Here is a 22451-nt window from a genome sequence, read left to right as displayed (position 1 = left end):
GGGTCGGGGGTGCGGCCTGGGGGTTCTTTGGGGGGGGGTGGGGGCCCGCCCCGGGCCCCCCCCGGGTCCTCCGGCGGGGCCCGGGCGGCGGCCCGGAAGGGGCGGTCAGCGCTTGAACGCGGCCAGGAGGGGGGCGGGGTCGTACACGGCGGCGTCCGGCGTGTACTCGTCGTCGAGCAGCAGCCGCAGGTAGCGCCCGGCGCTGCTGAGGTACTCGCTGCCGGAGGTCGCGGCCGCGTCGACGACCTCGCGGTACGGGCCCACCCGGTCGAGGTCGAGGTAGGTGAGGGCGTTGACCGCTTCCAGGCGGGCCCACGGGGTGCTCTCCGACGCCGCCACGCGGGCGAGGGCCTGGTAGGCGTCTTCGTCGCCGGTCAGTCGGGCGAGGGCCTCCGCGGCGTGGACGACGACGGACGGCTCGGGGTCGGCGAGGGCCGCGCGGAGCGGGGCCGCCGCGTCGGGGACACCGGGGGTGAGCCGGAGGATGCCGATGGCGGCCCAGCGGCGCACGGTCGCATCGTCGTCGCCGAGGGTGGTCAGCAGTTCCGGGAGGACGGAGCTGTCGCGCTCCAGCCCGCGGTCGGCGAGGTCGAGGATCCGCTCCAGGGGGTAGGCGCCGGGGGCGCGGCTCGCGTCCCAGCCGAGGAGCGGCGAGTCCTCGGGCAGGAAGCCGTTGTCGTGGCCGGCGAGGATGTGCTCGCGCAGCGCCTGCCGCAGCTGGGCCTCGACCTCGGCGAACTCGGGGCGTCCGGCCAGGTTCTCGACCTCGTCCGGGTCGGCGTCCACGTCGTACAGTTCGACCGGCTCGGCGGGCAGCCACCACCGCTCCTGCTCGGGGGTCAGCCGCCCGGCGGTGTGTTCCGCCTCCCAGGAGCGGAAGGCGGCCGCGTTCCAGGCGAAGGCCTGGTGCTGGATCACGGGGCGGTGCGGCGTGTAGTTGCGCAGGTAGCGGAAGCGGCGGCTGCGGACGGTGCGCACCAGGCTGAAGCGCTCGTCCATCCGGCCGCGTTCGCCGAACGCGAGCGCGGGCCCGGTCGGCCCGGTCGGTTCGGTCAGCGGCTGCTCCGCCATCTGCGGGGGGACGGGGAGGCCGGCGAGGGCGAGCAGGGTCGGGGCGACGGACAGCGTCGAGACCGGCTCGGGGTGGCGCGATCCGGCGGGTGCCAGCCGCCCGGCGAGCCGGGGCGGGGCGGACACCAGCAGCGGCACGTGCAGGCCCTCGTCGTAGAGGTAGCGCTTGCTCCTCGGGGTGACGCCGCCGTGGTCGGAGGTGAGGAGCACGACGGTGTCCTCGGCGAGGCCGTCCTCGGCCAGTTGGCCGAGCAGGCCGGCGACGAACGTGTCCAGCCGGGCGACGGCGCTGTAGTAGCGGGAGAAGTCCGACCGGACCTCGGGGGTGTCCGGCAGGTAGCGGGGCAGGCGGATCGCTTCGAGCGGTACGGCGGGCGTCAGCGGCTCGCCGAACACCGCGGACGATCCGATCGCGCGCGCGAGCGGGGAGTTCGCGTCGAAGACCGACGACTCGTGCGTCGGGTCGTAGTTGAACACGGCGAGGAACGGTGCTCCGGCAGGCCGGTTTCGCCAGTGCGCCGTCCGGGAGGACTCGTCCCAGATCGCGTTCGCGTCCACGTCGAGGTTGTAGTCGGTCTTCGCGTTGTTGGTGCAGTAGTACCCGGCGTCGCGGAAGAGCTCGGGGTAGGTCGCCATCCAGTCCGGGCGGGCGGCGACGGCGCGCATCCGGTCGGCGGGCGAGTGGCTCTCGGGCGCGATGCCGGTGAGCAGGGCGAAGCGCGAGGGCGAGCACACCGGGGCCGGGGAGTAGGCGCGCTCGTAGAGCACTCCGCGCGAGGCGAGGGCGTCGATGGCGGGCGTCAGGGCGTGCGCGTCGCCGTAGCAGCCGAACCAGGGCGGGCAGTCCTCCGAGACGATCCAGAGGATGTTCGGCCGTTCCGCGACAGTTCCCATGACGGGCCTCCTATATCTACCGACTACTCGGTAGATATAGCAGGCCGGACGGGGATCGCGCTACGGCTCCGCCCGAAGGTGTCGGGTGGCTTGCTCGAAAGCGTCGAGCAGGTCCATCGCGGGCCGGTGGAGCGCCTGGAGCTGCAGGCCGTCCATCAGGGCGATCAGTGACGCGGCGGCGGCCTCGGGGTCGACGCCGGCGGCGATCCGGCCCTGCGCGGCCTCCGAGCGCAGGTGTTCGGCGAATTGGGCGTGCATGGTCTCGTACCGGCGGAGGAAGTACTCGTGGGCCGGATGCTCCGGATCGGTCGCCTCTGCGGCCAGGGTGATGAAGAGCCGCATGAAGCCGGGGTCGTCGCGGTTCCGCCCCAGCACGAAGCGGCAGGCCCCGAGCGCGCCCTCCGTCGCGATCGCCTCGTCGAGCTTGGCCTTGGTGAGCGCGTTGCGCTGCTCCAGCGTCGTCAGGAGGAGCTGCTCCTTGGTCGGGAAGTAGTGCAGCAGGCCCTGGATGGTCAGGCCGACCTCGTCGGCGACGGCCTTGAGGGAGCCCTGCCGGTAGCCCTGCTGGCCGAAGACGGCGATGGCCGCCTCGACGATCTGGGCGCGGCGGCGTTCCGGCGAGGTGCGCGGTGCGCGGGTCCTCGGGCGAGCGGTGGGTGCGACATCCGTCATATCCGAATCGTAGTGCCGCTCCCATTGTGTTACCTACCGAGTGCTCGGTATATATACCGGACGCCCTCGGGCCGATGAGGGCAAAGCAGGAGAAAGGTCGCACCGCCATGGACAACGAGAGATCCGTCGCTCCGGTGGACGTACCGGCCGGCGCAGCCGCCGGCCCCGCCACCGCCGCCGAGGCGTCCGGCACGGAGCGCGAGCACCACCCCGGAAAGCTCGTCTCGGCGGGATTCCAGGCCTCGCTGTTCCTCGCGTTCCTCGGCGTGTGGACCGCCCTGCTGCCCGCGACCAGCATCACCCTGGCGCTGCGGGTGAACCAGATCGATCCCGACGGAAAGGCGGCCGGCCTCTCGCTCGTGCTCGGCGTCGGCGCGTTCGTCGCCCTCGTCGCGCAGAACCTGTTCGGAGCGCTGAGCGACCGCACCACCAGCCGGTTCGGGATGCGCAAGCCCTGGATCGCCTCCGGCATGGTCACCGGCGCCGCCAGCCTGCTGCTCCTTGCCTCGGCCGACAGCATCCCGCTGCTCGTGCTCGCCTGGGCGCTGACGCAGCTGACCTTCAACGCCCTGATCGCCGGCCTCAACCCGGTCATCCCCGACCAAGTGCCGAAGCGTCAACTCGGCCGCGTATCCGGGCTGATGGGCATCACCCAGGTGCTCGCCGGGGTCGGCGGCGCCTTCCTCGCGCAGCTGTTCCTGCCCAACCTGACGGCCGCCATGCTGATCCCCGGGCTGTTCATGCTGGTCTTCGTCACGGTGTTCCTGCGCATCCTGAAGGATCGCCGGGCCGAGCGCGAGGACCTGCCGCCGTTCAACCTGCTGACCCTGCTCAAGGCGTTCTGGACGAGCCCGCGCGAAGCCCCCGACTTCGCGCTGGCCTGGATCTCCCGGCTGATGGTCATGTTCGGCAACATGACGCTGGCGAACTACCAGCTGTTCTTCCTGCTCGACCGGTTCGGCTACACCGAGGACAACGTCGGCCCCGCGGTGCTGCTCCTCACGGTCATCAACGCGGTCACGGCGATCCCCACCAGCATCGTCTTCGGGCGGATCTCCGACCGCCTGGGCCGCAGGAAGATCTTCGTTCTGGTCTCCGCGGTCGTCCTCTCGGTCGCCCACATCGTCGCCGGCTTCGCACCGAACTTCGCGACCTTCGTCGCCTCCTCGGTGATCGCCGGCTTCGCGATGGGCGCCTATCTGTCGGTCGACCAGGCGCTGGTCGCGGAGGTGCTGCCCTCCCGCACGGACGTCGCCAAGGACATGGCCGTGCTGCACCTCGCGAACGTGCTGCCCCAGACGCTGGTCCCGGTCACCGCGCCCCTGTTCCTGATGATCGGCGGCGGGTCGAGCAACTACCCCGCCCTGTTCCTCGGCGGCGCCGTCATCGCCATCGTCGGCGCCGTCGCGAACCAGTTCATCCGATCCGTCCGCTGAGCCGGCACCGGACGGAACAACCACAACCCTCCAGAGAACGGAAGCGGAATCCATGACCGACACCACCACCCAGGCGGCCGCGGTGCCCGACCAGGTGCGCGATCTCACCCTGGCCGAGAAGGCCTCGCTGACCAGCGGCGCGAGCTTCTGGCGCACCAAGGCCGTCGAGCGCCACGGCATACCCTCGATCATGCTCACCGACGGCCCGCACGGCCTGCGCAAGCAGCAGGAGGGAGGCGACCACCTCGGCCTCGGCGGGAGCGTCCCGGCCACCTGCTTCCCGCCCGCCGTCGGCCTCGGATCCTCCTGGGACGCCGACCTCGCCCGCCGGGTCGGCGAGGCGCTCGGCACCGAGGCGGCGATCGAGGACGTCGCGGTGCTGCTCGGCCCCGGCATCAACATCAAGCGCTCGCCGCTGTGCGGGCGCAACTTCGAATACCTCTCCGAGGACCCGGTCGTCTCCGGCGTGCTCGGAGCCGCACTGGTCAAGGGCATCCAGTCCAAGGGAGTGGGGACCTCGCTCAAGCACTACGCCGCCAACAACCAGGAGGACGACCGGCTGCGCGCGTCGAGCGACGTCGACCCGCGCCCACTGCGCGAGATCTACCTGCGCGGCTTCCAGCGCGTGGTCCAGGACGCGCAGCCGTGGACGGTGATGTGCTCGTACAACCGCATCAACGGCGTGTACGCCTCCGAGGACCCCTGGCTGCTCACCAGCGTGCTGCGCGACGAGTGGGGCTTCCAGGGCCTGGTGGTGTCGGACTGGGGCGCGGTCAACGACCGCGTCAAGGCCGTCGCGGCGGGCCTGGATCTCGAAATGCCCTCGTCGAACGGCGTGACCGACGCCCTGATCGTCGCCGCAGTCGAGAACGGGACGCTCGACGAGAGCGTGGTCGACACCGCCGCGGGACGCGTCGTCGACCTCGTCCGCAAGGCGCAGGCGGGCGCGGGCGCCGTCGAGGGACCGCTCGACGTCGACGCGCACCACGCCCTGGCCCGCGAGGCAGGCGGCCGCTCGATCGTGGTGCTCAAGAACGACGGAGCGCTGCTGCCGCTGGCCAGGGACACCCGCATCGCCGTCATCGGCGAGTTCGCCGGGAAGCCGCGCTACCAGGGCGCCGGCTCGTCGCTGATCAATCCGACCCGCCTGGACAACGCGCTCGACGAGATCCGCGCGCTCTCCACCGGCACCGTGCTCCACGCCCAGGGCTTCGCGAGCGCGCTCGGGACGACGGACACCGAGGCCGCGGCGCTTCGCGAGGAAGCGGTGGCCGCTGCGGCCGACGCCGACGTCGTCGTCCTCTTCCTGGGGCTTCCGGCGCGGCTGGAGTCCGAGGGGTACGACCGCGAGGACATCGACCTTCCCGCCGTTCAGACCGAACTGCTCGACGCCGTGCTCGACGCCAACCCGAACACGGTGGTCGTCCTCTCCAACGGCGGCGTCGTGGCGCTGCCGTTCGCCGACCGGGTGCCGGCGATCCTCGAAGGCTGGCTGCTGGGCCAGGCCGGCGGCGGCGCGACCGCCGACGTCCTGTTCGGCGAGGTCAACCCGTCGGGCAAGCTCACCGAGACGATCCCGCTCCGGCTGGAGGACACCCCCGCCTTCCTGGACTTTCCCGGTGAGTTCTCGCACGTGCGGTACGGCGAGGGTCTGTTCGTCGGGTACCGCTGGTACGACGCGCGCCGGATGGCGGTGGCGTTCCCGTTCGGCCACGGTCTGTCGTACACCACCTTCGCGTACGGGGCCGCCTCCGCTGCGGTCAACGCCGCGGGCGACATCGACGTGACGGTGACGGTCACCAACACCGGCGACCGGGAGGGCCGCGAGGTCGTGCAGGTCTACACCGCACTTCCCGGCGGCGGCGTGCAGCGTCCGGTACGGGAGCTGAAGGCGTTCGCCTCGGTGAACCTCGCGCCGGGCGAGGCACGCGAGATCGCCCTGACGGTGCGCCGCGAGGACCTCGCGTACTGGGACATCCGCGCGGACCGCTGGGTCGTGGAGGGCGGCACCTACACCGTCGACGTCGCAGCCTCCAGCCGCGACATCCGCTCGACCACCACCGTCGAGGTCGCCGGCGACCGGCTCGTCCTGCCGCTGTCGCGGACGTCGACCCTCGGTGAGGCCCTGCGGCACCCCGTCGCCGGTCCGGTCCTCCAGACCGCGCTCGACCAGATGCTGGGCAGCGCGGACGCTGCCGCGTCGGTCATGCCCGAGGGCGTCGACTTCTCCAAGATGCTGGAGTCCTTCCCCATCGGCCGCCTCGGCATGCTGGCCGCACTGGGCGACGGGGACGGGGACGGTCGTGAAGGCGGAGGCGATCTGGCGGACCGGATCGACGGTCTCATCGCCATCGCCAACGCCCCCGGGCAGCACGGAATGAGCTGAACCACGCGCCTCCCGGGCCTCCTTCCCCCGGCGACCCCGAAGAGGTGCCGAGCATCACACCGAGCGACGCGGGCCGCCCTGCGGCCCGCGTCCGGCCCGGTACCGCGGGACGAACGCCCTGACCGATCGCAGCCAGGCCTCGCTGCTGCGGCGGAACAGGGGCGACGAGGTCGCGGAGTGGAGTGCGGAGCCGGTCGTGGTGGACTTCGGCCCCGGCCCGTGTGCCGCCAGGGCCGGGGAGTCCCCTGACCACAGTCGCGGGGAGGAGCTTCCCGATTTTGCGGCGCTCTTCCCTGTGGTGCCTCGGCACTGCGAGGACCCGGAGTGTGAGGAAGAGAGCTGCTTGTGGCAGCTGACTCCCCGCACGGCAGACCTCCTTTACACCGCGCTGTCGCTGCTGGCCGACGAGGCGTACGAGGACGCCGAGGAACTCGATGACGGGTGCCTCGTGCCGGATGGGCACGAGGGCAATTGGGGGGTGTTCCCGCGGCTGCCGAAGCTGACCTTCGCCGCCGACCTCCAGTGGCGGCGCCGCTTCGCCCGCGCCGCCGACGACCTCGCCGACGACCTCGAACGCGGCCACTGGCCGCGGCCGACCTGCACCGCCGAGGAACTCGCCCTGCACCTCGCCATCGACGACGCCGGCGACAGCGCCGCCGAGCTCGGGGACGACTCCGACGGCACCGGGCGCGGCACGCACAGCACGCTGCCGACGCACCGCGACGACTACGACTTCGGCGCCTGCACCGACATGTTCTTCCAGGACACCGACGTCCTCATGCTCTACGGCGCCCGCTTCGACGGCATCGAGGACCCCGACGGCGACGCCAACCGCCGGCTCGGTGTGGGCGACCTGCGCGCGCAGGCGTGGTTCGAGCCGTTCGGGAACGTCAAGGCCCGGGACCCTCACCGCGGCTTCCGCCGCTGATCGGACAGGCTCATCCGGACGGCGGGCCGAGGCGCGCGAGGTGCCTCCGCCTGCCGTCCGCGGCGCCCGGGAGCGGGCGACCGGAAAGCGACCTTCCGGGCCCCGCACGGTGCTCGACCCCTTCCGGCGCGGCGGTGCAGAGCGAACGGGTGGCCGAACGGATCGGGGCAACCTCCGGCGGCGGCGGGACGCCCGTGAGCTGCCCCGTCATCCGTGAAAGATCGACCCCGGAGGTCACAGGGCTGCCCGGGATGACCCGATCGAACCGGTACGGTCCTCGTCCTCTTTCCTGAAGGTGCAGTGTTGGTCACTCTCTGTGGATGGTCAACAGGTGCCGTGCGATGAAGAAGGACAGGAAGCTCTGCAGGAACCGGGTCTCCCGTCCCGGAATCCGCTGCCACCTGCATCAAGGACTCCCCTCCGGCCCGCGACCCACCGATCCTTCCCCACGCAGGCGGGCAGCGAGCGGCGCACCCGCGAGGCCGACGGGCCGAAGGCCCGGCCGGCCCGCTTCCACGGTGAACCGACCCTCTTCGAGCGCACGCCCCGCACCGCCGTCGAGGGCACCCCGGATCCCGGCCCAGCGCACCACCTCCCGTCCTGCTCCGAGCCCGCCACGGGTCGTGAGCCGCGCCGAGACGGACAGTGCCGTCCGGGTGTGCGCCGAACTCGTCATCGCGGGTGGCGGCGACACCATTGCCGCCCAGGCGCTGCGCCACGTGAGCGCAACCACCTGGGACGCCCTCGTCGAGCGCCATCGGGGAAGGGGTTGCGAGGCACTCGCGAACCTCGCCCGTGCGCTCCTGGACGGGAAGAAGTCTCTGCACGGCATGCTCGGCAACGCCGTCGGCCGACTTCTGGCCGCACTGGGACGGCCCCGCATCGAGCAGACCTTCGCACGGGAACTGGCCACCCGGGTACCACTCCCGTTCGGACAGGAGGTCGCCCTCGCGGCACGAGGCCTGCAAGCGGCCGGCATCTTCGTCTGCTTCACCAACAGCGCTGTGATGCGGGACTGCGCATGCCTGCAAGACCTCCTGGCCCACGAAGGCAGGGCACAGTTCGAGAATCTCCTCCAAGGCGCCCTCTACGACTGGAGCGAACTGCCCGCCCGCATGCGCGACGACGTGGTCCTGCCCGGCTCCCAGACGTCGTGACCGACAAGCCCGCACGAAGCCGCCCGCCGCCGTCCCCGTGACCTCCGCACAGGACAGCCCCCTCGCGTTTGGCGTGCTCGGCCAGTGCCCCGTAGATGCTGGCCACCGAGGGGGTTGCGCCCCTTGCGCTTGCTGGTGGGGATGATCAGGGCGGGCTGGATCTGTTCGACGGACTCGCCGTTCGCGCGGCGCCGCAGCACGGTGTGCAGGGCCATGAGCAGGTATGACGTCGCCAAGCCGTACGCTCTGCCAGCGCCACTGGATCAGCTGGCCGGTCCTACGATCGTGCCGTCACGCTGCCACGGCGCCTGGACTGGGGCCCGCCGTACACCTACGACCTCGGCGATCCGGCCGACCTCATCCTGATGTACGAGCGGGTGATCCGCGATGCATAGACGCCCGCCGACCTCCATGATCACCTGAATCGGGCGACCCTGCTGCGGGCCTGGCCTGAGAAACTGTTTTCTTTCCGGGCTTGAGGGCTGTGTTTCTGCTGGTCAGGCATAGGGTCGGCGGTCTTGGGGAGTGGTGACGTGTCGAATCGTCGCTCTGGTGGAGGTCGGGGATGCCGTCGGTCGTGGGGCTGCTGGAACAGCGGGAGCTGACCGCTCGCCGTCGCATGGACGAGCTGCGGGAGGAGGCCGACCGTATCCAGGCCGAGCGGGAGTGGAGCGAATGGGTCATCGCCCGCTCGCGCGTCGGCGAGGTCCTGGCCCCGGGCGACGACGCCGCTGGCCCCGATGCCTGCGAGGACCTACCGGATCGCGGCGAGCCGCAGGGGCCTTCGGAGGCGCCGAAGCCGAAGTCTGTGGTGCCGATGTGGCGAGCGGGGCTGGCGCGGTCGGCGCTGTCGGTGGACTACCAGCGCATCTTGCAGGCTCTCGCGGACCGCCACCGTCTCGGCCGGGGCCGCTGACGTGCCAGCAGCTGGCCGCCTGCTTCGGCCTGGACCCGGTGCCCGGGAAGGTGGAGGCGTGCGGTCGAAGGCGAAGCGGCTGGTGGCCCGTGGGTGGCTGGCCGAGCCGGCGCCGGGCCGGTTCACGCTCTCGAAGGCCGTGGCCGGGCAAGGCGGCGGGTCATGAGCTGCGTCATCGACCAGTAGACCATCGCCTCGGCACTGCTGGTGGAGCGTTCGAAGTCCCGCACGAGGCGGCGGCTTCGCATCAGGTGGGCGAAGAACCGCTCCACGATCCACCGCTTGGGCAGCACGACGAAGCCGCGCATGTCGTCGCTGCGCTTGACGATGGCGAGGACGAGGGCGAGGGCGGCGCGGCAGTACTCGACGAGGCTGCCGGTGTAGCCGCCGTCCGCCCAGACCAGGGCCAGCAGATGGTGCGCGGCCGCAACCTGGGCGAGCAGGACCTGGGCTGCCGCACGGTCTCCGACATCCGCGGCGGTGACCATCACCGCGATCAGCAGTCCGAGGGTGTCTACCACAGCGTGCCGCTTGCGGCCGTTCACCAGCTTGCCGCCGTCGAAGCCGCGGCTGTCGGACCCGACGACGGCGTCCGCTTTGACCGACTGGGAGTCGATCACACCGGCGGTCGGCTCCGGATCCCGCCCGGCCTTCTCGCGGACCTTGCGGCGGAGCCGGTCGTGGAACTCCTTGACCATGCCGTGGTCGCGCCAGCGGCGGAAAAAGGCGTAGACCCGGTCCCACGGCGGGAAGTCGGCCGGGATGGCGCGCCATTTCGTTCCGTTGTCGACCATGTAGCGGATCGCGTCCAGTATCGCGCGGTGGCAGTATGCCTCCGGCTGGCCACCCCGGCCTCGCAGCCAGGCCAGCACCGGCAGCAGCGGCCGGACCGCCGCCCATTCGGCGTCCGACATATCTGTCGGATAGCGGCGCTCGCGTACCCCATGGTCGCCGGCGTTCCCGAACTGGTGAGCCAGGCAGTCACACGCGAGAGTGGCCGAAGTGGACCCCGCTCCCGCGATGCCGTACAAATGCGACAACAGGGCCTCCTGGAAAGCTTGTTGGCGTAGACACCCTTTGAGCTACCAAGAGGCCCTGCTCTCATGCATGGCAGCCGCCGCAGTCACCCGATCGAGACTCCCGTCCGACCAACACGCCTCAAAACGGAAGGCCAAGGGTCACTGATTATTGCCGAGCAGTGCCTGCCCCGGTCGTGCCAGGATGCTCGACATGTCTGCTCGTGCACTGAGCTTCGGCGCGATCGCGGAAGCCTACGAAAGGTTCCGGCCGGGGTATCCCGAAGAGCTCTTCGACTTGGTGATGACGTATGCGGGCCGACCGGTTCGGACGGCCTTGGAGATCGGTGCGGGGACAGGCAAAGCAACCCGCCTGTTCGCGGGGCATGGGGTCATGGTGACGGCGACGGACCCCGACGCTGCCATGCTTGCCGAGCTGAACAAGACTGTGCCTGCGAACGTGACGACTGTGCGGGCCGTGTTCGAGGACCTGCGGCCAAGCGAACCCTATGGGTTGGTCTATGCGGCGGCTGCCCTGCATTGGACACGCCCGGAGGGTCGATGGTCGAGGGTGGCGGCGCTCCTTGAACCGGAGGGTGTGTTCGCTTCATGCGGTGGCCCGGTCCAGCTGGCTGACCCAGCTGTCGAGGAGTCGGTGCGTGCTGCCCGGGCGCCGTTCCTGGAAAGCGATGAGGTTCCCTCTCCCGACGGAACTGCTCAGGATGAGGAGATGCAGTGGCCGGGTACGGAACTACAACGGTCTCAGCTGTTCCTTGACGTTCAGCAGGCCGTCATCGAGCGGCGCTTGACGATGCGGTCTGCTGACTACGTTGGTTACCTGTCGACCGTCTCGGCGTATCTCCAGCTGCCGCAATCGAGGCGCCAGCAGGCGTATGACGCGATCACGCGGGTCCTGCCCGAGACAGTCGAGATCGCTGCCGACATCACCGTCCATCTCGCGCGCCGGCGACCCGAGTAGGGCGACTTTCCTTCTTCGGGACCACGACGAGTCTCAGCCCGGCATTCACCACAGTCAGCCGAGATTGATACTCCAGTTCGAGTGGCACTGCTCAAGATCGGAACAGCAACGGCCACTGAGCTGTTCCTGCCCAGGGAGCTATGCGCTCTGTGGCAGGCACACTTTCGTGGGGTCGGCCCGCGTGCGGCAGCGGCGTAGTGGACGAGCAGCACCGGCGTCTGATCATGATCGGGCTGGATGCCCTCGTCGGCGAGTCCAGCTCCGCGCAGGCTGACGGTTGAAGCTGGCGCATAGCGCGCGGGTAGGCGCGACCGGGTTGGCAGAGACGTCAGCCGATGGTGAGGGTGCGGTCGCCGAAGTCGGCGACCATACGGAGCTGGCCACCGAGGGCTTCGACGTAGGCCCGGATCGTTGAGAGCGCTGCGGTGTCGAGCGCGCCGCTCTCGAGTCGGGAGACGTTGGGCTGGGTGATGCCGATGATCTCGGCGACCTCGGCCTGGGTGAGGTCCTGCTCGCGGCGGATCTCGGCGAGGCGGTAGGCCCGTACCTCGGCATCGAGCTTCTCCCGGTGTGCGGACACGCGCTGCGGGTCGGTGACGACACCGGGTCGTACGTCCTTCCAGGACTTCATGGCTTGCCCTCCTCGATGGCCTTCAGATGCCTGCTGAATCGTTCGTCGGCGATGGGGATGTTGATCTCGTACCACTGCTTCCATGCTCCGGCCTTGTCTCCCGCTACCAGGACGATGGCCTGGCGTTCGGGGTCGAAGGCGAACAGGATCCGGATCTCGCCGGGCCCGGTGGTCCGCGGGCGGAGCTCCTTCATATTGTGGTGCTTGGAGCTGTGGATGCGGTCCACCAGGGGCCGGCCGAGGGTCGGGCCGTCCTGCTCCAGCTTGTCGATGGCTGCCGCAACCTCGTCGGCGGTTTGCGGATGCTGCTGTGCGAGGTCCAGGAGCCATTCCTCGACCTCGCTCTCCAGTGAGACTTCCCATGCCACGTCGACAGTATGCGCTTCATCGAATATGCGCTGCAAGTTATTCCGGAGCGCAGGCAGAAGAGCCGTCGGCAGGAGCGCCCGACCGGCGACGGGATTCAGCCGTTGACTCGGGCGAGGAGCTGAGCGGCACGGCCGGGGTCGAGGTCCCACTGAAGGGCGATCGTGATCAGGCCGTTCAGCTGCAGGAAGTCGTCTGTCGGCCGGCCTGTGCCGCCTTCGGCGATGGAAGCCGCAAGGTTCGGTACTCCAGTATCTCGGCAACGGGCGCCATCGGCATGCTCGCTTCCCACCCGGCGCGCGAGGGCTGCGAGAAAGTCCACGACCTCACCGATGACCGGATCCCCGGGCCGTAGCGCCATGATCGAGTGGTGCGCCTGCTGGAACTGCCCCATCGCTCTGTCGGCGACGTTCTGATGCCGAGGGTCGGCGTCCCGCAGGGTCGCGAGGTGCGCCAGCCCTGAGAGACATTGCAGCGCCTGGTGGGCGTCGATGACCGCATCGGCGAGGGGGGTCGGGTGTGCTGTGGGAAGTGTCGTGTCCCAGGTGTCGAAGAGATCGGTACCCGGCCAGAGCGTGCTCTGGAGCTGATGTGCCAGGAGCCGGACCGGTCTGCCGCCGATCAGAGGAATGAGGAGGAGGGCCCTGCGGTAGCCCTGGGATCCGGGATCGTGTCGCAGCAGCGTCCTCAGCTGCTCCGCCACTGCCGGCCACTGGGCGAGGTCGCTGAGTTCCTCACCCACCGCCAGCAGCTGGCCGACAGGCCGAGCGACCGACTCACCGTGACCAGCTCCCGCAGCGCGGTGGATGCCCACCCGCACTGCCCGGCCCACGCCGAACCGCCGCGTCGAGCCCGCCGACCAGCACCAGGCCAGCGCCCGGTCGGGCAGTGGAAGCCGGTTCAACCGTGCCCGTAGCAGGTTCAGCAACACCAGCACACCGCGCCTTCGCTGAACGGCGGCCGCCGCCGTCGGGTCAGGCAGTTTGCCCGACAGCCCAAGCACGGGACTGCTTTGATCGACGGCATGCGCGTTAGTTCTTGGGTGCTGCAGGTTGCGGTCTTGGTCATGGGCGGAGGAGCGGCTGCTGCCGTGTCCGGATTCGCTGACCATGTGGAAGCCCGGAGGGCCCTCAACAAGCCATTGGGTGGGCGTAAGCCGGACCGGCACGAGAGGATGGTCCTTCGGCTCCGGCCCGATGCTGCCCGCCAGCGCTACGAGCGGGACCTCCGCCGCGGCCCGCGAGTCGCCCTGATCGGTTTGATCATCTTCTCGGCAGGGCTCTGCACAGCTCTCGCCTGCTTCAGCATCGCGGTATTGATCGAGCGTTGGAACACCCACGGTCAGCTCGGTCCCGGTGACGCAGGGCCCGTCGTTACTGCCGTGATCGGCCTCACCGGTGTTGTGGGCTATGTGATCGCCATCATCGTCGGGGCCTACGCCAAGCTGGTCACAGCAAAGGGCAGAGCCGGCGTGGACGTCATGACTGCCCAGGCGGAGGTGATCCGCGCGCAAGCGGAGGTGATCCGTGCTCAGAACGGCCTGTCCCCGGGCGTCCCGACGGTCAGTTCGGGAGGCGGCTCTGGCTGGGTTGAGGCTTCCGCTTCCTCGGAACCCGCAACCCCCTAGCCCGCAGGACTTCGATCGCTTGCCACGTCCTGCTCGTCGCGGGCGTCCGCCGCAGTGGACACGAGCGGCGGGATCGACTGGGACACCTCCGTGGACTCCACGATCGTTCGGGCCTACCAGCACGCGGCCGGCGCCTGCACCGACCAGCCGCCGATCCTGGCCTCCCAATGGGGCCGGACCGGGAGAACACCGGGACGGGACGTCCCGGCAGAGCCTTGTCGCCCCACCTGGTGGAGGTCGTGGTGGGGGCGAGGGCCCTGGCCGCTCGCGCGGCGGGTTCGCCCCGCAACGGCGCAGTAAGACCCGAGGTCAAACGCTGCCTTACCCGGCGACCTACTCACCCACCCGCTGCCGCAGGGCGATCGTCGTGGTGAGTTCCACGGTGGCCAGGTACCACCAGAAGATCCAGTCGAGGAACGCCGGGTCGTAGTCCTCCTGCTGAGAGGCATCACGGTGGCGGATCTCGAACCGGTTGGCGATCTGGAACAGCGCACCGTCATCGGGCTTTCCGAGCTCGGCACGGATCAGGTCACGTCGCTCCTCGAGGACTCCTGCCAGGACGATGATCGCGGAGCGTTTCTCCTCGATGGACGCGCCACGGCCGCGGTAGAGGGCGATGGCGTGCGTAGTGCGCTGCTTGATGTCGGGATCGGCGACGGCCAGGGCGCGGTGGACGAGGTCGGCTCGGGCGTCGTCCGTCACGGCGACGAGTCGGCCCAGGTCCTCCCCCTCGTCCGCCAGGCGGTAGCGGTGTCCGGCACCGGCGAGGAGCCGGTTCACCTGCCACCTGTACAACGTCCGAGCAGGACCTGCACGGAACTCCCGGTGATGCCAACCACACTGGCTGTAGGAGTGATACCAGCGATCACGCGGACGTGAGACCAGGTCATGGAAGACCTCTACCAGTCCCAGGAACGTGTCCTCGTCCCACTCCCCAGGGGTAAGGGGCCAGAGCAGAGGTATGCCCAGTCGGCGCTCCAGCACCTCGGCGGCATCCGGCAGGTCCGCATAGACGTCGACGCACTCCTGCCCGAAGTGCTCCGCGAGATAGCCGTTGCGGTGCATCTCCCCGATCAGCCGGGCGAATGCATGAGCTACGGAATATGAGCCTGCCGATGCGTTCGGGGCAGCCTTCCCCTGGCGCTGTGGCCAGTACGGACGCGGCTCCGTGACATGCCGGACCTCCTTCGCTCTGCCGGCCAGCTCACGAAACCAGGTCTCCTGCGTTACCACTGGAGCCTGCTCCCATGGCGGGGGATCGGAACGGGGGCTCCAGTAGCTGCTGTGGGGAGCTGTGGCAGGAAGATCCTGAAAGTCCGAGCAGGCACTGGCCCCCTGGAACGCTTCAGTGAGTAGCCACTCGGCCCTGGACACCCAGCTGTTGTGGTCGGTGGCGGTGAGGTGGTTGGCCTCGCTGACGAAGAGGTCGACCGGCCAGGCCAGCTCGTAGTTGCTGAGGTCTATCACTGAGGTCCTTCCGTGCCTGCTGGCTGATGAAGTCGGCCAGAGGGTCGACCGGCTGGATGGGTGCCGGTCGCCGTAACGGAGAATAACTGCGACCCCGAACTGGCCATCCGAATTTCCTCGTGGGTCCGGCCTCTGCTGGGCCGTCCTGCGAGCGAGCAGCCAGCCGCAAGGCCTGACGGCCGCCCTCCCCGGGACGGCGTTCAGGTGCAGCCTCGTCAGACTGGTGAGGGGTTCCGGTCGCGGCTGCTGCTACGCCGCCAGCGGCAGGTCGTCGTCGTCACGGGGGACGGCCCGGAGCTGGCGTGCCTGGGCCCGGTCGAGGGCGGAAGCGAGCGCCTGGATGGCCTGGTCGGCGGAGTCCTTGAAGAGGTGGCCGTAGAGGTTGATCGTGGTGGCGAGGGTGGAGTGCCGCAGGGTCTTGGACACGACGGCGAGGGGGATGTTCTCGGCGATCATGATGCTGGCCGCGGTGTGGCGCAGGTCGTGCAGCCCGATCTTCGGGAGGTCGACTTCGGCGGTGCGCTTGCGGAGCTGGTCGAGGACCCACTGGGGCCGCAGCGGAGTTCCGCCCGGGCGGGCGAAGACCAGGCCCTCGAGCCGGGTGTCGGGGTGGGCGTTCATCTGGATGGCGGCCTGGTGGTGGAGGGCTGCGATGACTCTGGGGGAGAGGCTGATCCAGGCGCGGCTGGCCTCGGTCTTGGGCTCGCGGAGGTGGATCTTCCCGTTGGCGATGGCGGCCAGGGTCCAGCGGACGTAGAGCTTGCGGTCCATGAGGTGGACGTCGGACCAGTGCAGGGCGAGGATCTCGCCGCGGCACATGCCGGTGCCGAGCATGACCTCGAACAGATCGGTCAGCTTGTCCGCGTACTGCTCGGCGCCGTGCTGCAGGAAGGCAGCGGCCTGTTCGGGGGGCCAGCAGGTGCGCTCGGCTGAACGGGGCTTGGGCGGCACGGAGTGCTTGGCCGGGTTGTAGCGCAGGCGCCAGGAGCACACGGCGGCGTTCAGCGCGTTGCGCAGCGTGGACACGGCCCGGTAGACGGTGACGCGCCCGCGATTGGCCTCCAGCTGGGCGGAGATCGACGCACGCGGCGTAGCCGGCGTACGTGTTCGGCGCGAGGTGCGGCTTCCTCGTGGCCAGCCACTCCCGCAGGTAGCTCGCGACGGTGGTGCGGCGGTTCTCGTAGACCCCGCGCAGTTCACCGTCCAGCACCGCAGCCATCTCGCGGGCGGCCTCCGCTCGGCTGGCGAAGCCGCCCCGCCGGCGCGTACGGCGCCTGCCCTCTTCCGGGGCCAGGTCGACGCAGTACGTCCACGACCCGTGACCCGCCTCGTCCAGCAGCCGCACACACCACGGACCCAACTGCCTCCCGTTCCCGCCCGTACAACCACACCGCCGGTAGATCCGTCCCCGCTGCGCACGCTGTCCCATGAGGTTTCCCTTCTCCGATCGGGTGATCCTGGGACCAAGACTCGCTGCCTCGTCGGGCGTGGCGGCAGAGCGTGAGGGGCGGTGCGCGAGGCACGTCAGAACCAGTTGGAGATGACACGCTCAAGACGACACACCGCCCGGAAGATCACTGTCCGCAGTCGGCGGGTAGACGACCTTGATCCGCCCGCAGGGGCCCGCCCTGCGGGCTGGCCGACGCCGCCGAAATGGCGGCCGTCGAGCTCGCGTGATGCCATCTGCTGAATGGCCGACAGATTCAGGTCCGGGCAGTGACAGCAGTGGGGTGGTCGGCCCTGGGACCACTTTGGGACCACGCGCGATGAGCGCTCATGGACGCCGATGGTCCGAAACGGACACTTGTGCGCCTGGGGGTCAAGGGGTCGCAGGTTCAAATCCTGTCGTCCCGACCAGCATTTCTGCAGGTCGGAAGCCACTTCTATCAAAACGATAGGAGTGGCTTTTTCCTTTGGTGGTCGCAATGTGGTCGTGAACGCTCGTTCACATCGCCTCGCCGGGCACGTTTCCGCAGGCCTGGCCCCTCCGGCCTGGTCGTGACGGGGCATTTGTTCATCCATCTGGGAATCCGCGTGCCGCCGTTCGCGGACCGGTCGCCTCTTCGGCGCGGAAACGGGCCAGGATTCGTGGGAAACAGGCATGCCGACAGAACCTGCGGCGTCATCTGCTTCGACGGTCCGCACGTTTATCGGGTGTCAGCTATGAGCCGGGAATCCCGGTTGCTTGTCGGCCCTGGTGGCCGGAGCGGCCGGGAGCGCCGAGCCGTCTGCAGCGGTGGGGCCGTCAGGCCGCGTGGCTGAACAGCGGGTTCGGTAGACCGACGTCGTGGGCGGGGGCGTCCGGGTCGTTCCGGGTGCGGGCTTCGACGAGGTGGAGCCTTGCCTCGATGGTGTTCACGGCGGCCCTGGCGACGTCCCAGGTCAGGTGGCTGTAGATGTTCGCGGTGGTCGACAGGGTGGAGTGCCGCAGGGTCTTGGAGATGACGGCCATGGAGACGTTGCCCTCCAGGGCGAGGGTGGCGGCGAGGTGGCGCAGGTCGTGGATGGTGACGTGGGGCAGCGCGGCCTGTTCGCGCAGCTCGTGGAAGCGCCGGCGGACGGCTGCCGGGTGGAGGGGCTGGCCGTCGGGGCCCTGGAAGACGTGGCCGTTGACGGTGGCGGTGCTGCGGTCCATGGCGCGCTGGAGGGCGGCGGCGACGCGCTCGGACAGGGGCACCCAGTTGCGGCTCTTCCTGGTCTTCGGCGCGGTCAGGACGAGTTCGTGGTTGTCGACCGCGGACAGGGTGTGGCGGATGTACATGACGCGGTCATCCAGCCGCACGCACGGGCGCTGGAGACCGAGTGCCTCGCCCTTGCGCAGGCCGGTTCCGATGATGACCTCGAAGAGGTCGGCGAAGGCGGGGTCGACATTGCGGCAGTGGGCGAGGAAGGCGACGGCCTGTTCCGCGGTCCAGGGCACTCGTTCGTCGGGGCGGGGCCTGCGCATGGGCAGGGGCTGGGCGGCGTTGAAGGGCAGGCGGTGGGTGCGCACGGCCGTGCCGAGGGCGCTGGAGAGGGTGGCGAGGCAGTGGTAGACGGCCTGGCGTCCGCGGCCGGCTTCGAGCTGCTCGTGGGCGTAGGCGGAGATGTGGTCGTGGGCGAGCTCCTCCAGGCGCAGCTTGCCGAAGACGGGTATCAACTCGCAGAGCACGTAGGTGCGGTAGCGGGCGTAGGTGGTGGGCTTGAGCAGGAACTCCATGCCCTTGAGCCACTTCGTGAGGTAGGCGGCCACCGTCGCGTGCGGGTCGGCGTCGAACCCCAGCTTCCGGCCTTCGAGGAAGCGCCGCAGCGCCGTCTCGGCGTACCACTCGTCCTCGAACCCGCCGCGACGAATCGTGCGCCGGCGGCCCGTGAGGGAGGGGATGTCGACGGCGAACGTCCACGTGCCGTGTCCCTCTTCGGCCAGGCGCGGACACGCTGCTCCGAGCTGGCGCCGGTCGGCGTCCCGACACCCGCAGCGGCGGTAGACCCGGCCCGGCCGTCCTGACTTGCGCACTTCCTGTTCCTCCAGCGGTCATTGGCTCTTGATCGGCTCGCGGAGGCTACTGGTGCAACGGGCCGGAGGGTCGTCTGAGACCACCATGCGATCACCAACGCCGAATCAGGCCTTTGACCTGCGGCTCGCGGTGAGGACCCGCCGGGAGCGCCGGTTGTGCGGGAGGCTCCGGCTTGGCCCTTTTCGGCAGTCTGCGGAAGGGAGTGCGGACGCCCAGATTCGCTACGGTGTGTAGCCGTCCTGGGGCTGTGGGCCGGAGGCTACGCGGGTTGCGCCCGCAGTGCAGACTCTTGACGGATGGCCATGTTTGGGATATAGCGAGATTGGTCGACCTGGAGGTGTGTGGTGCGGCCTTCGAGCGCCCCTCCATCTGCAGATTGGTCACATGGCGTTACTGGAATCGTCAGATGAGCGGGTCGCGGTGGGCGGCGGTTTCGCGGACGAGCTGGGCGAAGCGCTCGCGGCTGCGCTGCTGGTGCTGTTCGGCCTGCTCGTCGGTCCAGTCCTCCGCGCTGGTGTCGTCGTCCTCGTCGTCGAGGTCGTCGTACTCGGTGTGGAGGAGCCAGCAGCCGTGGATGCCGGTGAGGAGGTCTTCGAGGAGGTCGCGGGCGGGGCGCTTCGGGTCGAGGGGGGTCAGGCGCAGTCGACGTCGGCGAGGTCGGGTGCGGCGTCGCCATAGTCGGCGAGGGTCTCCTCCAGGTTGTCGAGCTGCTCGCGCAGGGCGTCGGGGTCGGGCAGGAGGCCGTCGGTGATGCGCAGGCGTGGCGCACGAGGCCGGTGACGGCTTCGTGCGGGGTGGCGCCGTCCTCGATGAGGCCGAGGACGAGGGTGGGTGTCTCGTGGGGGAGGGATTCGATGTTGTCGGCTTCCTGCACGACGTCGACGGCGTCGTGGCCGGAGGCGTCGGTGGTGACCTCGGCCGCGGCGGCGAGCCAGTGGGCCGCGGCGACAGCGGCCGCGGTGGGGTCGACGACGGAGAACAGCTCGGCCGACCCGAAGGGGTCCTGTTCCAGAAGGCGGTCAGCGGCGGCGACCTGGACGGGGGAGGCGTCCTCCCGGCTCAGCAGGACGGCCTGCTGGGCGCGGCCGGTCAGGTTGCCCAGTTCGGCGTTCTCGACGGCGGCGAGCTCGGTGGCGGCCTCGGCGAGGACGGCCTCCGTCAGCGCGGCGTCGGCGAGGCAGCGGAGGGCACGGCCGATCTGGTGGGCGGATTCGAGCAGGCGGCTGTAGGAGACGATCATCGCGCCGCTGTTGGGCAGGTTTGGCTTGGCGACTGCGTCGGGGACTTCGGCGAAGGCGTTGCGTTCCTGCTCGCGGCGCCAGCCCTCAGTGTTGGGCTCCAGGGAGCCGGCGGCACTGGCGGGGTGGGTGTAGGTCCGCCAGGCGGCCTCGGACAGGTGGCTGAGCGCGCGGGCCAAGCCCAGGAGGAGAGAGGTGTGGGCCCCGGCCGGAAGGGAGGCCACCCGGGTGGCGGGGTCGCCCTCGCCCGTTCCCCAGGCGGCGATCAGCTCACGCCGGTCGGGGTCGATGCTGTAGAGGTCATGACGTCCTGTCTTCGGCCTTGCCGGCACACCGCCGGGCAACGGCCGCACTGGATTATGACGTGCCAACAGAGTCCCGTGTTCCCAGATGAGTTCGGTGGGTCAGCTGGCCGGGCTTGGGCGCTTTGTGTCCGTGGACAGCCCAGAAGCGCGTCGGCCACCTCGGCGCGTTCTAGCAGATCTTGGCTAACTTGCCTGCGTGGAGCCGTAGCTGCGTAAGCTATGCGATATGCGACCCATCGAGGTCACACCTCGTGCGTGTGGCTGGAACACAGCCGAAGCTGGGTACTTGCTATTGATCCCGGAGTCCGGAGCGAGTCACGGGACTTGACTGGAGCGTCCGACGCCATGGTTATGCACGTGTCCTGGTCGAAGAGCGTGGAGGCGATCGACTTTGCCCCGGCGGCCCCGGAGCGCACCTTCCGTCTCCATGACGCGCAGAGCAGTGAGCGCCGCCCGAGCGGCAACAACGGCTGGCTCGGGGAGAAGCTGGGATACCCGTATCGTCGGCCGGCTCCCGGTACCGAAGCCTGATGGGCCGGGACACCGCGCCGGCCGAGCTGACCGGTTGGCTGGCCCGAAGCGCTCTGTCGTTGAAAAGCCTTGTCGCAGGGGCACCCACGGCTGACCTTCAGCCGCTGAAGGAGGTCCTCGCCGGCGTGCGGATCGTGGGACTGGGAGAAGCCACGCACGGCACGCGTGAATTCTTCCAGCTCAAACATCGCCTGCTGGAGTTTCTGGTGATGGAGCTGGGCTTCCGAACCCTGGCCATGGAAGCGAGCGCGTCGGCGAGTCCGGCAGTTGACGCCTACGTGCGCTATGGCATCGGGGAGGCCGACAAGGTGCTTGCCGGGTTGGGGTTCTGGACCTGGCGGACTCGTGAGGTGCTCGCGGTAATCGAGTGGATGCGCGCCTACAACCGCGGCCGACCCGAGGATGAGAAGGTGCGCTTCGCGGGCATCGATCCACAGCGGTGCGGAGCCTCGCTCACGGTACTCGACTCATTCCTTCGCGAAGCGGCACCGGCGGCACCGGAGCGCTTGACCACCCTCCGCTCTGCCCTCGGTGTGCTCTCCACGGCGTATCCTGGATCGTTCCCGGGCGCCCGGAAGCTGGTGCGGGATGCGCACGAACTCGTGGATGCTCTGGAGGAGTTCGGCCCTGAAGCAGCCGATGCGATCGAACACGCCAGAATTCTGGTGCGAGCCGCAGACGTGGTGACATGCGCTCGTCGGCACACGGATCCGTTGCAGACCGCCTTCGCCGCACGCGATCGCCACATGGCCGACGCCATGGGGGTGCTGCTTGAGGATCCGTCCGCCAAGGTCGCGTTGTGGGCCCACAACTGCCATGTCATGAAGGGCCGCCAGGGTGGCGCAGTGCCGGCGCTGGGGTGGCATCTGAGCGCACGGAACGGTGCGGCCTACTACGCGCTCGGCCTGCTGTTCGGCAGCGGCGCCTTCCGTGCACGGCGGGTGTGGCCCGGACATCGGCGATGGACGGGCGTCCCGCCCGCCGTCGGTAACCGGATCGGCCCGCCCCGCCCCGCCGCCGTGGAGTCGCGACTCGCCGCTGCCTGCCCTGGGGACCATCTGGTGGATCTACGGGCCAGCGCCGCTGCCCCGGCGGCGGTACGACACTGGCTCCATGAAAGCCAGGTCATGCGAAGCTTCGGTGCGCTGGTGCCGCGTTGGACCTACCGGTTGAGCCTGATGCCGACCGTGCCGGCGGAGGAGTACGACGGACTCGCCTATGTCGGGGTGTCGTCCTGCTCCCGCCCTCTGCCGTGAACCACCTCATGCGGCACGATCGGCAAGGGGCTGCAGGGACGGTTCGGACAGCCGATCCGTCCCTGCAGCCCCCCTTGT

The 22451-nt window shown here is 69.7% G+C and carries 18 protein-coding genes and 1 pseudogene; 10 read left to right on the top strand and 9 right to left on the bottom strand.

What is annotated here, in order from left to right:
* Positions 1–105: 105 nt before the first annotated feature.
* Together ACFU9E_RS32610 and ACFU9E_RS32605 are read right to left on the bottom strand one after the other, a co-directional pair.
* On the bottom strand, positions 106–1965 hold the full coding sequence (locus tag ACFU9E_RS32610) for a sulfatase-like hydrolase/transferase (RefSeq protein WP_380679241.1): 1860 nt from the start codon (positions 1963–1965) through the stop codon (positions 106–108).
* 60 nt (positions 1966–2025) lie between these two features.
* Positions 2026–2637 carry a TetR/AcrR family transcriptional regulator gene (locus tag ACFU9E_RS32605; RefSeq protein WP_380679244.1) on the bottom strand — a complete coding sequence of 204 codons (612 nt, stop codon included), beginning with the start codon at positions 2635–2637 and terminating at the stop codon, positions 2026–2028.
* A gap of 107 nt (positions 2638–2744) precedes the next feature.
* Here ACFU9E_RS32605 and ACFU9E_RS32600 point away from each other — a divergent pair, with 107 nt between their 5' ends.
* The 5 genes and pseudogenes from ACFU9E_RS32600 (at position 2745) to ACFU9E_RS32580 (ending at position 9626) form a co-directional block, all read left to right on the top strand.
* A complete protein-coding gene (locus ACFU9E_RS32600; RefSeq protein WP_380679247.1) occupies positions 2745–4073 on the top strand; it encodes an MFS transporter in 1329 nt (442 codons plus the stop codon).
* Between the two features lie 52 nt (positions 4074–4125).
* Entirely contained in the window at positions 4126–6459 is a 2334-nt protein-coding gene (locus tag ACFU9E_RS32595) for a glycoside hydrolase family 3 C-terminal domain-containing protein (RefSeq protein WP_380679250.1), read from the top strand.
* A gap of 343 nt (positions 6460–6802) precedes the next feature.
* A complete protein-coding gene (locus ACFU9E_RS32590) occupies positions 6803–7387 on the top strand; it encodes a hypothetical protein (protein WP_380679253.1) in 585 nt (194 codons plus the stop codon).
* A gap of 623 nt (positions 7388–8010) precedes the next feature.
* The gene (locus ACFU9E_RS32585) at positions 8011–8544 is read left to right on the top strand and encodes a hypothetical protein (RefSeq protein ID WP_380679256.1); all 534 of its coding nucleotides are present in this window, start codon (positions 8011–8013) and stop codon (positions 8542–8544) included.
* Positions 8545–9109: 565 nt separating this feature from the next.
* Positions 9110–9626 (top strand): annotated as a pseudogene (locus ACFU9E_RS32580) (hypothetical protein).
* Here ACFU9E_RS32580 and ACFU9E_RS32575 read toward each other — a convergent pair.
* The gene (locus tag ACFU9E_RS32575; protein WP_380679259.1) at positions 9583–10374 is read right to left on the bottom strand and encodes an IS5 family transposase; all 792 of its coding nucleotides are present in this window, start codon (positions 10372–10374) and stop codon (positions 9583–9585) included. The pseudogene ACFU9E_RS32580 and the gene ACFU9E_RS32575 overlap by 44 nt on opposite strands.
* Before the next feature lie 316 nt (positions 10375–10690).
* Between ACFU9E_RS32575 and ACFU9E_RS32570 the strand changes: the two genes are divergently transcribed.
* Positions 10691–11455, top strand: a complete 765-nt coding sequence (locus ACFU9E_RS32570; RefSeq protein ID WP_380679262.1) for a class I SAM-dependent methyltransferase — start codon at positions 10691–10693, stop codon at positions 11453–11455.
* Positions 11456–11783: 328 nt separating this feature from the next.
* Here the strand turns inward: ACFU9E_RS32570 and ACFU9E_RS32565 are convergent, their stop codons facing one another.
* From ACFU9E_RS32565 to ACFU9E_RS32555, 3 genes are all read right to left on the bottom strand, one after another.
* Positions 11784–12086, bottom strand: coding sequence for an XRE family transcriptional regulator (locus tag ACFU9E_RS32565; RefSeq protein ID WP_380280477.1), 303 nt, complete (start codon positions 12084–12086; stop codon positions 11784–11786).
* Entirely contained in the window at positions 12083–12454 is a 372-nt protein-coding gene (locus ACFU9E_RS32560; RefSeq protein ID WP_380679265.1) for a type II toxin-antitoxin system RelE/ParE family toxin, read from the bottom strand. The genes ACFU9E_RS32565 and ACFU9E_RS32560 overlap by 4 nt, the downstream gene beginning before the upstream one ends.
* Before the next feature lie 95 nt (positions 12455–12549).
* Complete coding sequence (locus ACFU9E_RS32555) at positions 12550–13563, bottom strand: hypothetical protein (RefSeq protein ID WP_380679268.1); 1014 nt, start codon at positions 13561–13563, stop codon at positions 12550–12552.
* On the opposite strand from ACFU9E_RS32555, the gene ACFU9E_RS32550 reads away from it, so the two are divergent.
* Positions 13543–14079, top strand: a complete 537-nt coding sequence (locus ACFU9E_RS32550) for a hypothetical protein (protein WP_380679271.1) — start codon at positions 13543–13545, stop codon at positions 14077–14079. The genes ACFU9E_RS32555 and ACFU9E_RS32550 overlap by 21 nt on opposite strands.
* A gap of 333 nt (positions 14080–14412) precedes the next feature.
* On the opposite strand, the gene ACFU9E_RS32545 is transcribed toward ACFU9E_RS32550, so the two are convergent.
* From ACFU9E_RS32545 to ACFU9E_RS32535, 3 genes are all read right to left on the bottom strand, one after another.
* Positions 14413–15546, bottom strand: coding sequence for a hypothetical protein (locus ACFU9E_RS32545; protein ID WP_380679274.1), 1134 nt, complete (start codon positions 15544–15546; stop codon positions 14413–14415).
* A gap of 249 nt (positions 15547–15795) precedes the next feature.
* On the bottom strand, positions 15796–16572 hold the full coding sequence (locus ACFU9E_RS32540) for a site-specific integrase (protein WP_380679277.1): 777 nt from the start codon (positions 16570–16572) through the stop codon (positions 15796–15798).
* A 1219-nt stretch (positions 16573–17791) separates the two neighbouring features.
* On the bottom strand, positions 17792–19042 hold the full coding sequence (locus tag ACFU9E_RS32535) for a tyrosine-type recombinase/integrase (protein ID WP_380715558.1): 1251 nt from the start codon (positions 19040–19042) through the stop codon (positions 17792–17794).
* 385 nt (positions 19043–19427) lie between these two features.
* Here ACFU9E_RS32535 and ACFU9E_RS32530 point away from each other — a divergent pair, with 385 nt between their 5' ends.
* From ACFU9E_RS32530 to ACFU9E_RS32520, 3 genes are all read left to right on the top strand, one after another.
* Entirely contained in the window at positions 19428–19721 is a 294-nt protein-coding gene (locus tag ACFU9E_RS32530) for a hypothetical protein (RefSeq protein ID WP_380679283.1), read from the top strand.
* A 1210-nt stretch (positions 19722–20931) separates the two neighbouring features.
* On the top strand, positions 20932–21117 hold the full coding sequence (locus ACFU9E_RS32525) for a hypothetical protein (RefSeq protein ID WP_380679286.1): 186 nt from the start codon (positions 20932–20934) through the stop codon (positions 21115–21117).
* The gene (locus ACFU9E_RS32520) at positions 21117–22373 is read left to right on the top strand and encodes an erythromycin esterase family protein (RefSeq protein WP_380679289.1); all 1257 of its coding nucleotides are present in this window, start codon (positions 21117–21119) and stop codon (positions 22371–22373) included. Before ACFU9E_RS32525 ends, ACFU9E_RS32520 begins: the two co-directional genes overlap by 1 nt.
* Positions 22374–22451 lie beyond the last annotated feature (78 nt).

Origin of the sequence: Kitasatospora sp. NPDC057595 (assembly GCF_042800875.1) — a bacterium.
GTDB lineage: Bacteria > Actinomycetota > Actinomycetes > Streptomycetales > Streptomycetaceae > Kitasatospora.
This window is presented reverse-complemented; position numbering and strand designations above follow the sequence as displayed.

Coding starts and splice junctions, on each gene's coding strand:
- ACFU9E_RS32605 (WP_380679244.1), bottom strand. CDS start 2,637: ATGACGGATGTCGCACCCACCGCTCGCCCGAGGACCCGCGCACCGCGC.
- ACFU9E_RS32525 (WP_380679286.1), top strand. CDS start 20,932: ATGGTTATGCACGTGTCCTGGTCGAAGAGCGTGGAGGCGATCGACTTT.
- ACFU9E_RS32565 (WP_380280477.1), bottom strand. CDS start 12,086: ATGAAGTCCTGGAAGGACGTACGACCCGGTGTCGTCACCGACCCGCAG.
- ACFU9E_RS32520 (WP_380679289.1), top strand. CDS start 21,117: ATGGGCCGGGACACCGCGCCGGCCGAGCTGACCGGTTGGCTGGCCCGA.
- ACFU9E_RS32530 (WP_380679283.1), top strand. CDS start 19,428: ATGGCGTTACTGGAATCGTCAGATGAGCGGGTCGCGGTGGGCGGCGGT.
- ACFU9E_RS32610 (WP_380679241.1), bottom strand. CDS start 1,965: ATGGGAACTGTCGCGGAACGGCCGAACATCCTCTGGATCGTCTCGGAG.
- ACFU9E_RS32555 (WP_380679268.1), bottom strand. CDS start 13,563: ATGGTCAGCGAATCCGGACACGGCAGCAGCCGCTCCTCCGCCCATGAC.
- ACFU9E_RS32595 (WP_380679250.1), top strand. CDS start 4,126: ATGACCGACACCACCACCCAGGCGGCCGCGGTGCCCGACCAGGTGCGC.
- ACFU9E_RS32575 (WP_380679259.1), bottom strand. CDS start 10,374: ATGTCGGACGCCGAATGGGCGGCGGTCCGGCCGCTGCTGCCGGTGCTG.
- ACFU9E_RS32600 (WP_380679247.1), top strand. CDS start 2,745: ATGGACAACGAGAGATCCGTCGCTCCGGTGGACGTACCGGCCGGCGCA.
- ACFU9E_RS32570 (WP_380679262.1), top strand. CDS start 10,691: ATGTCTGCTCGTGCACTGAGCTTCGGCGCGATCGCGGAAGCCTACGAA.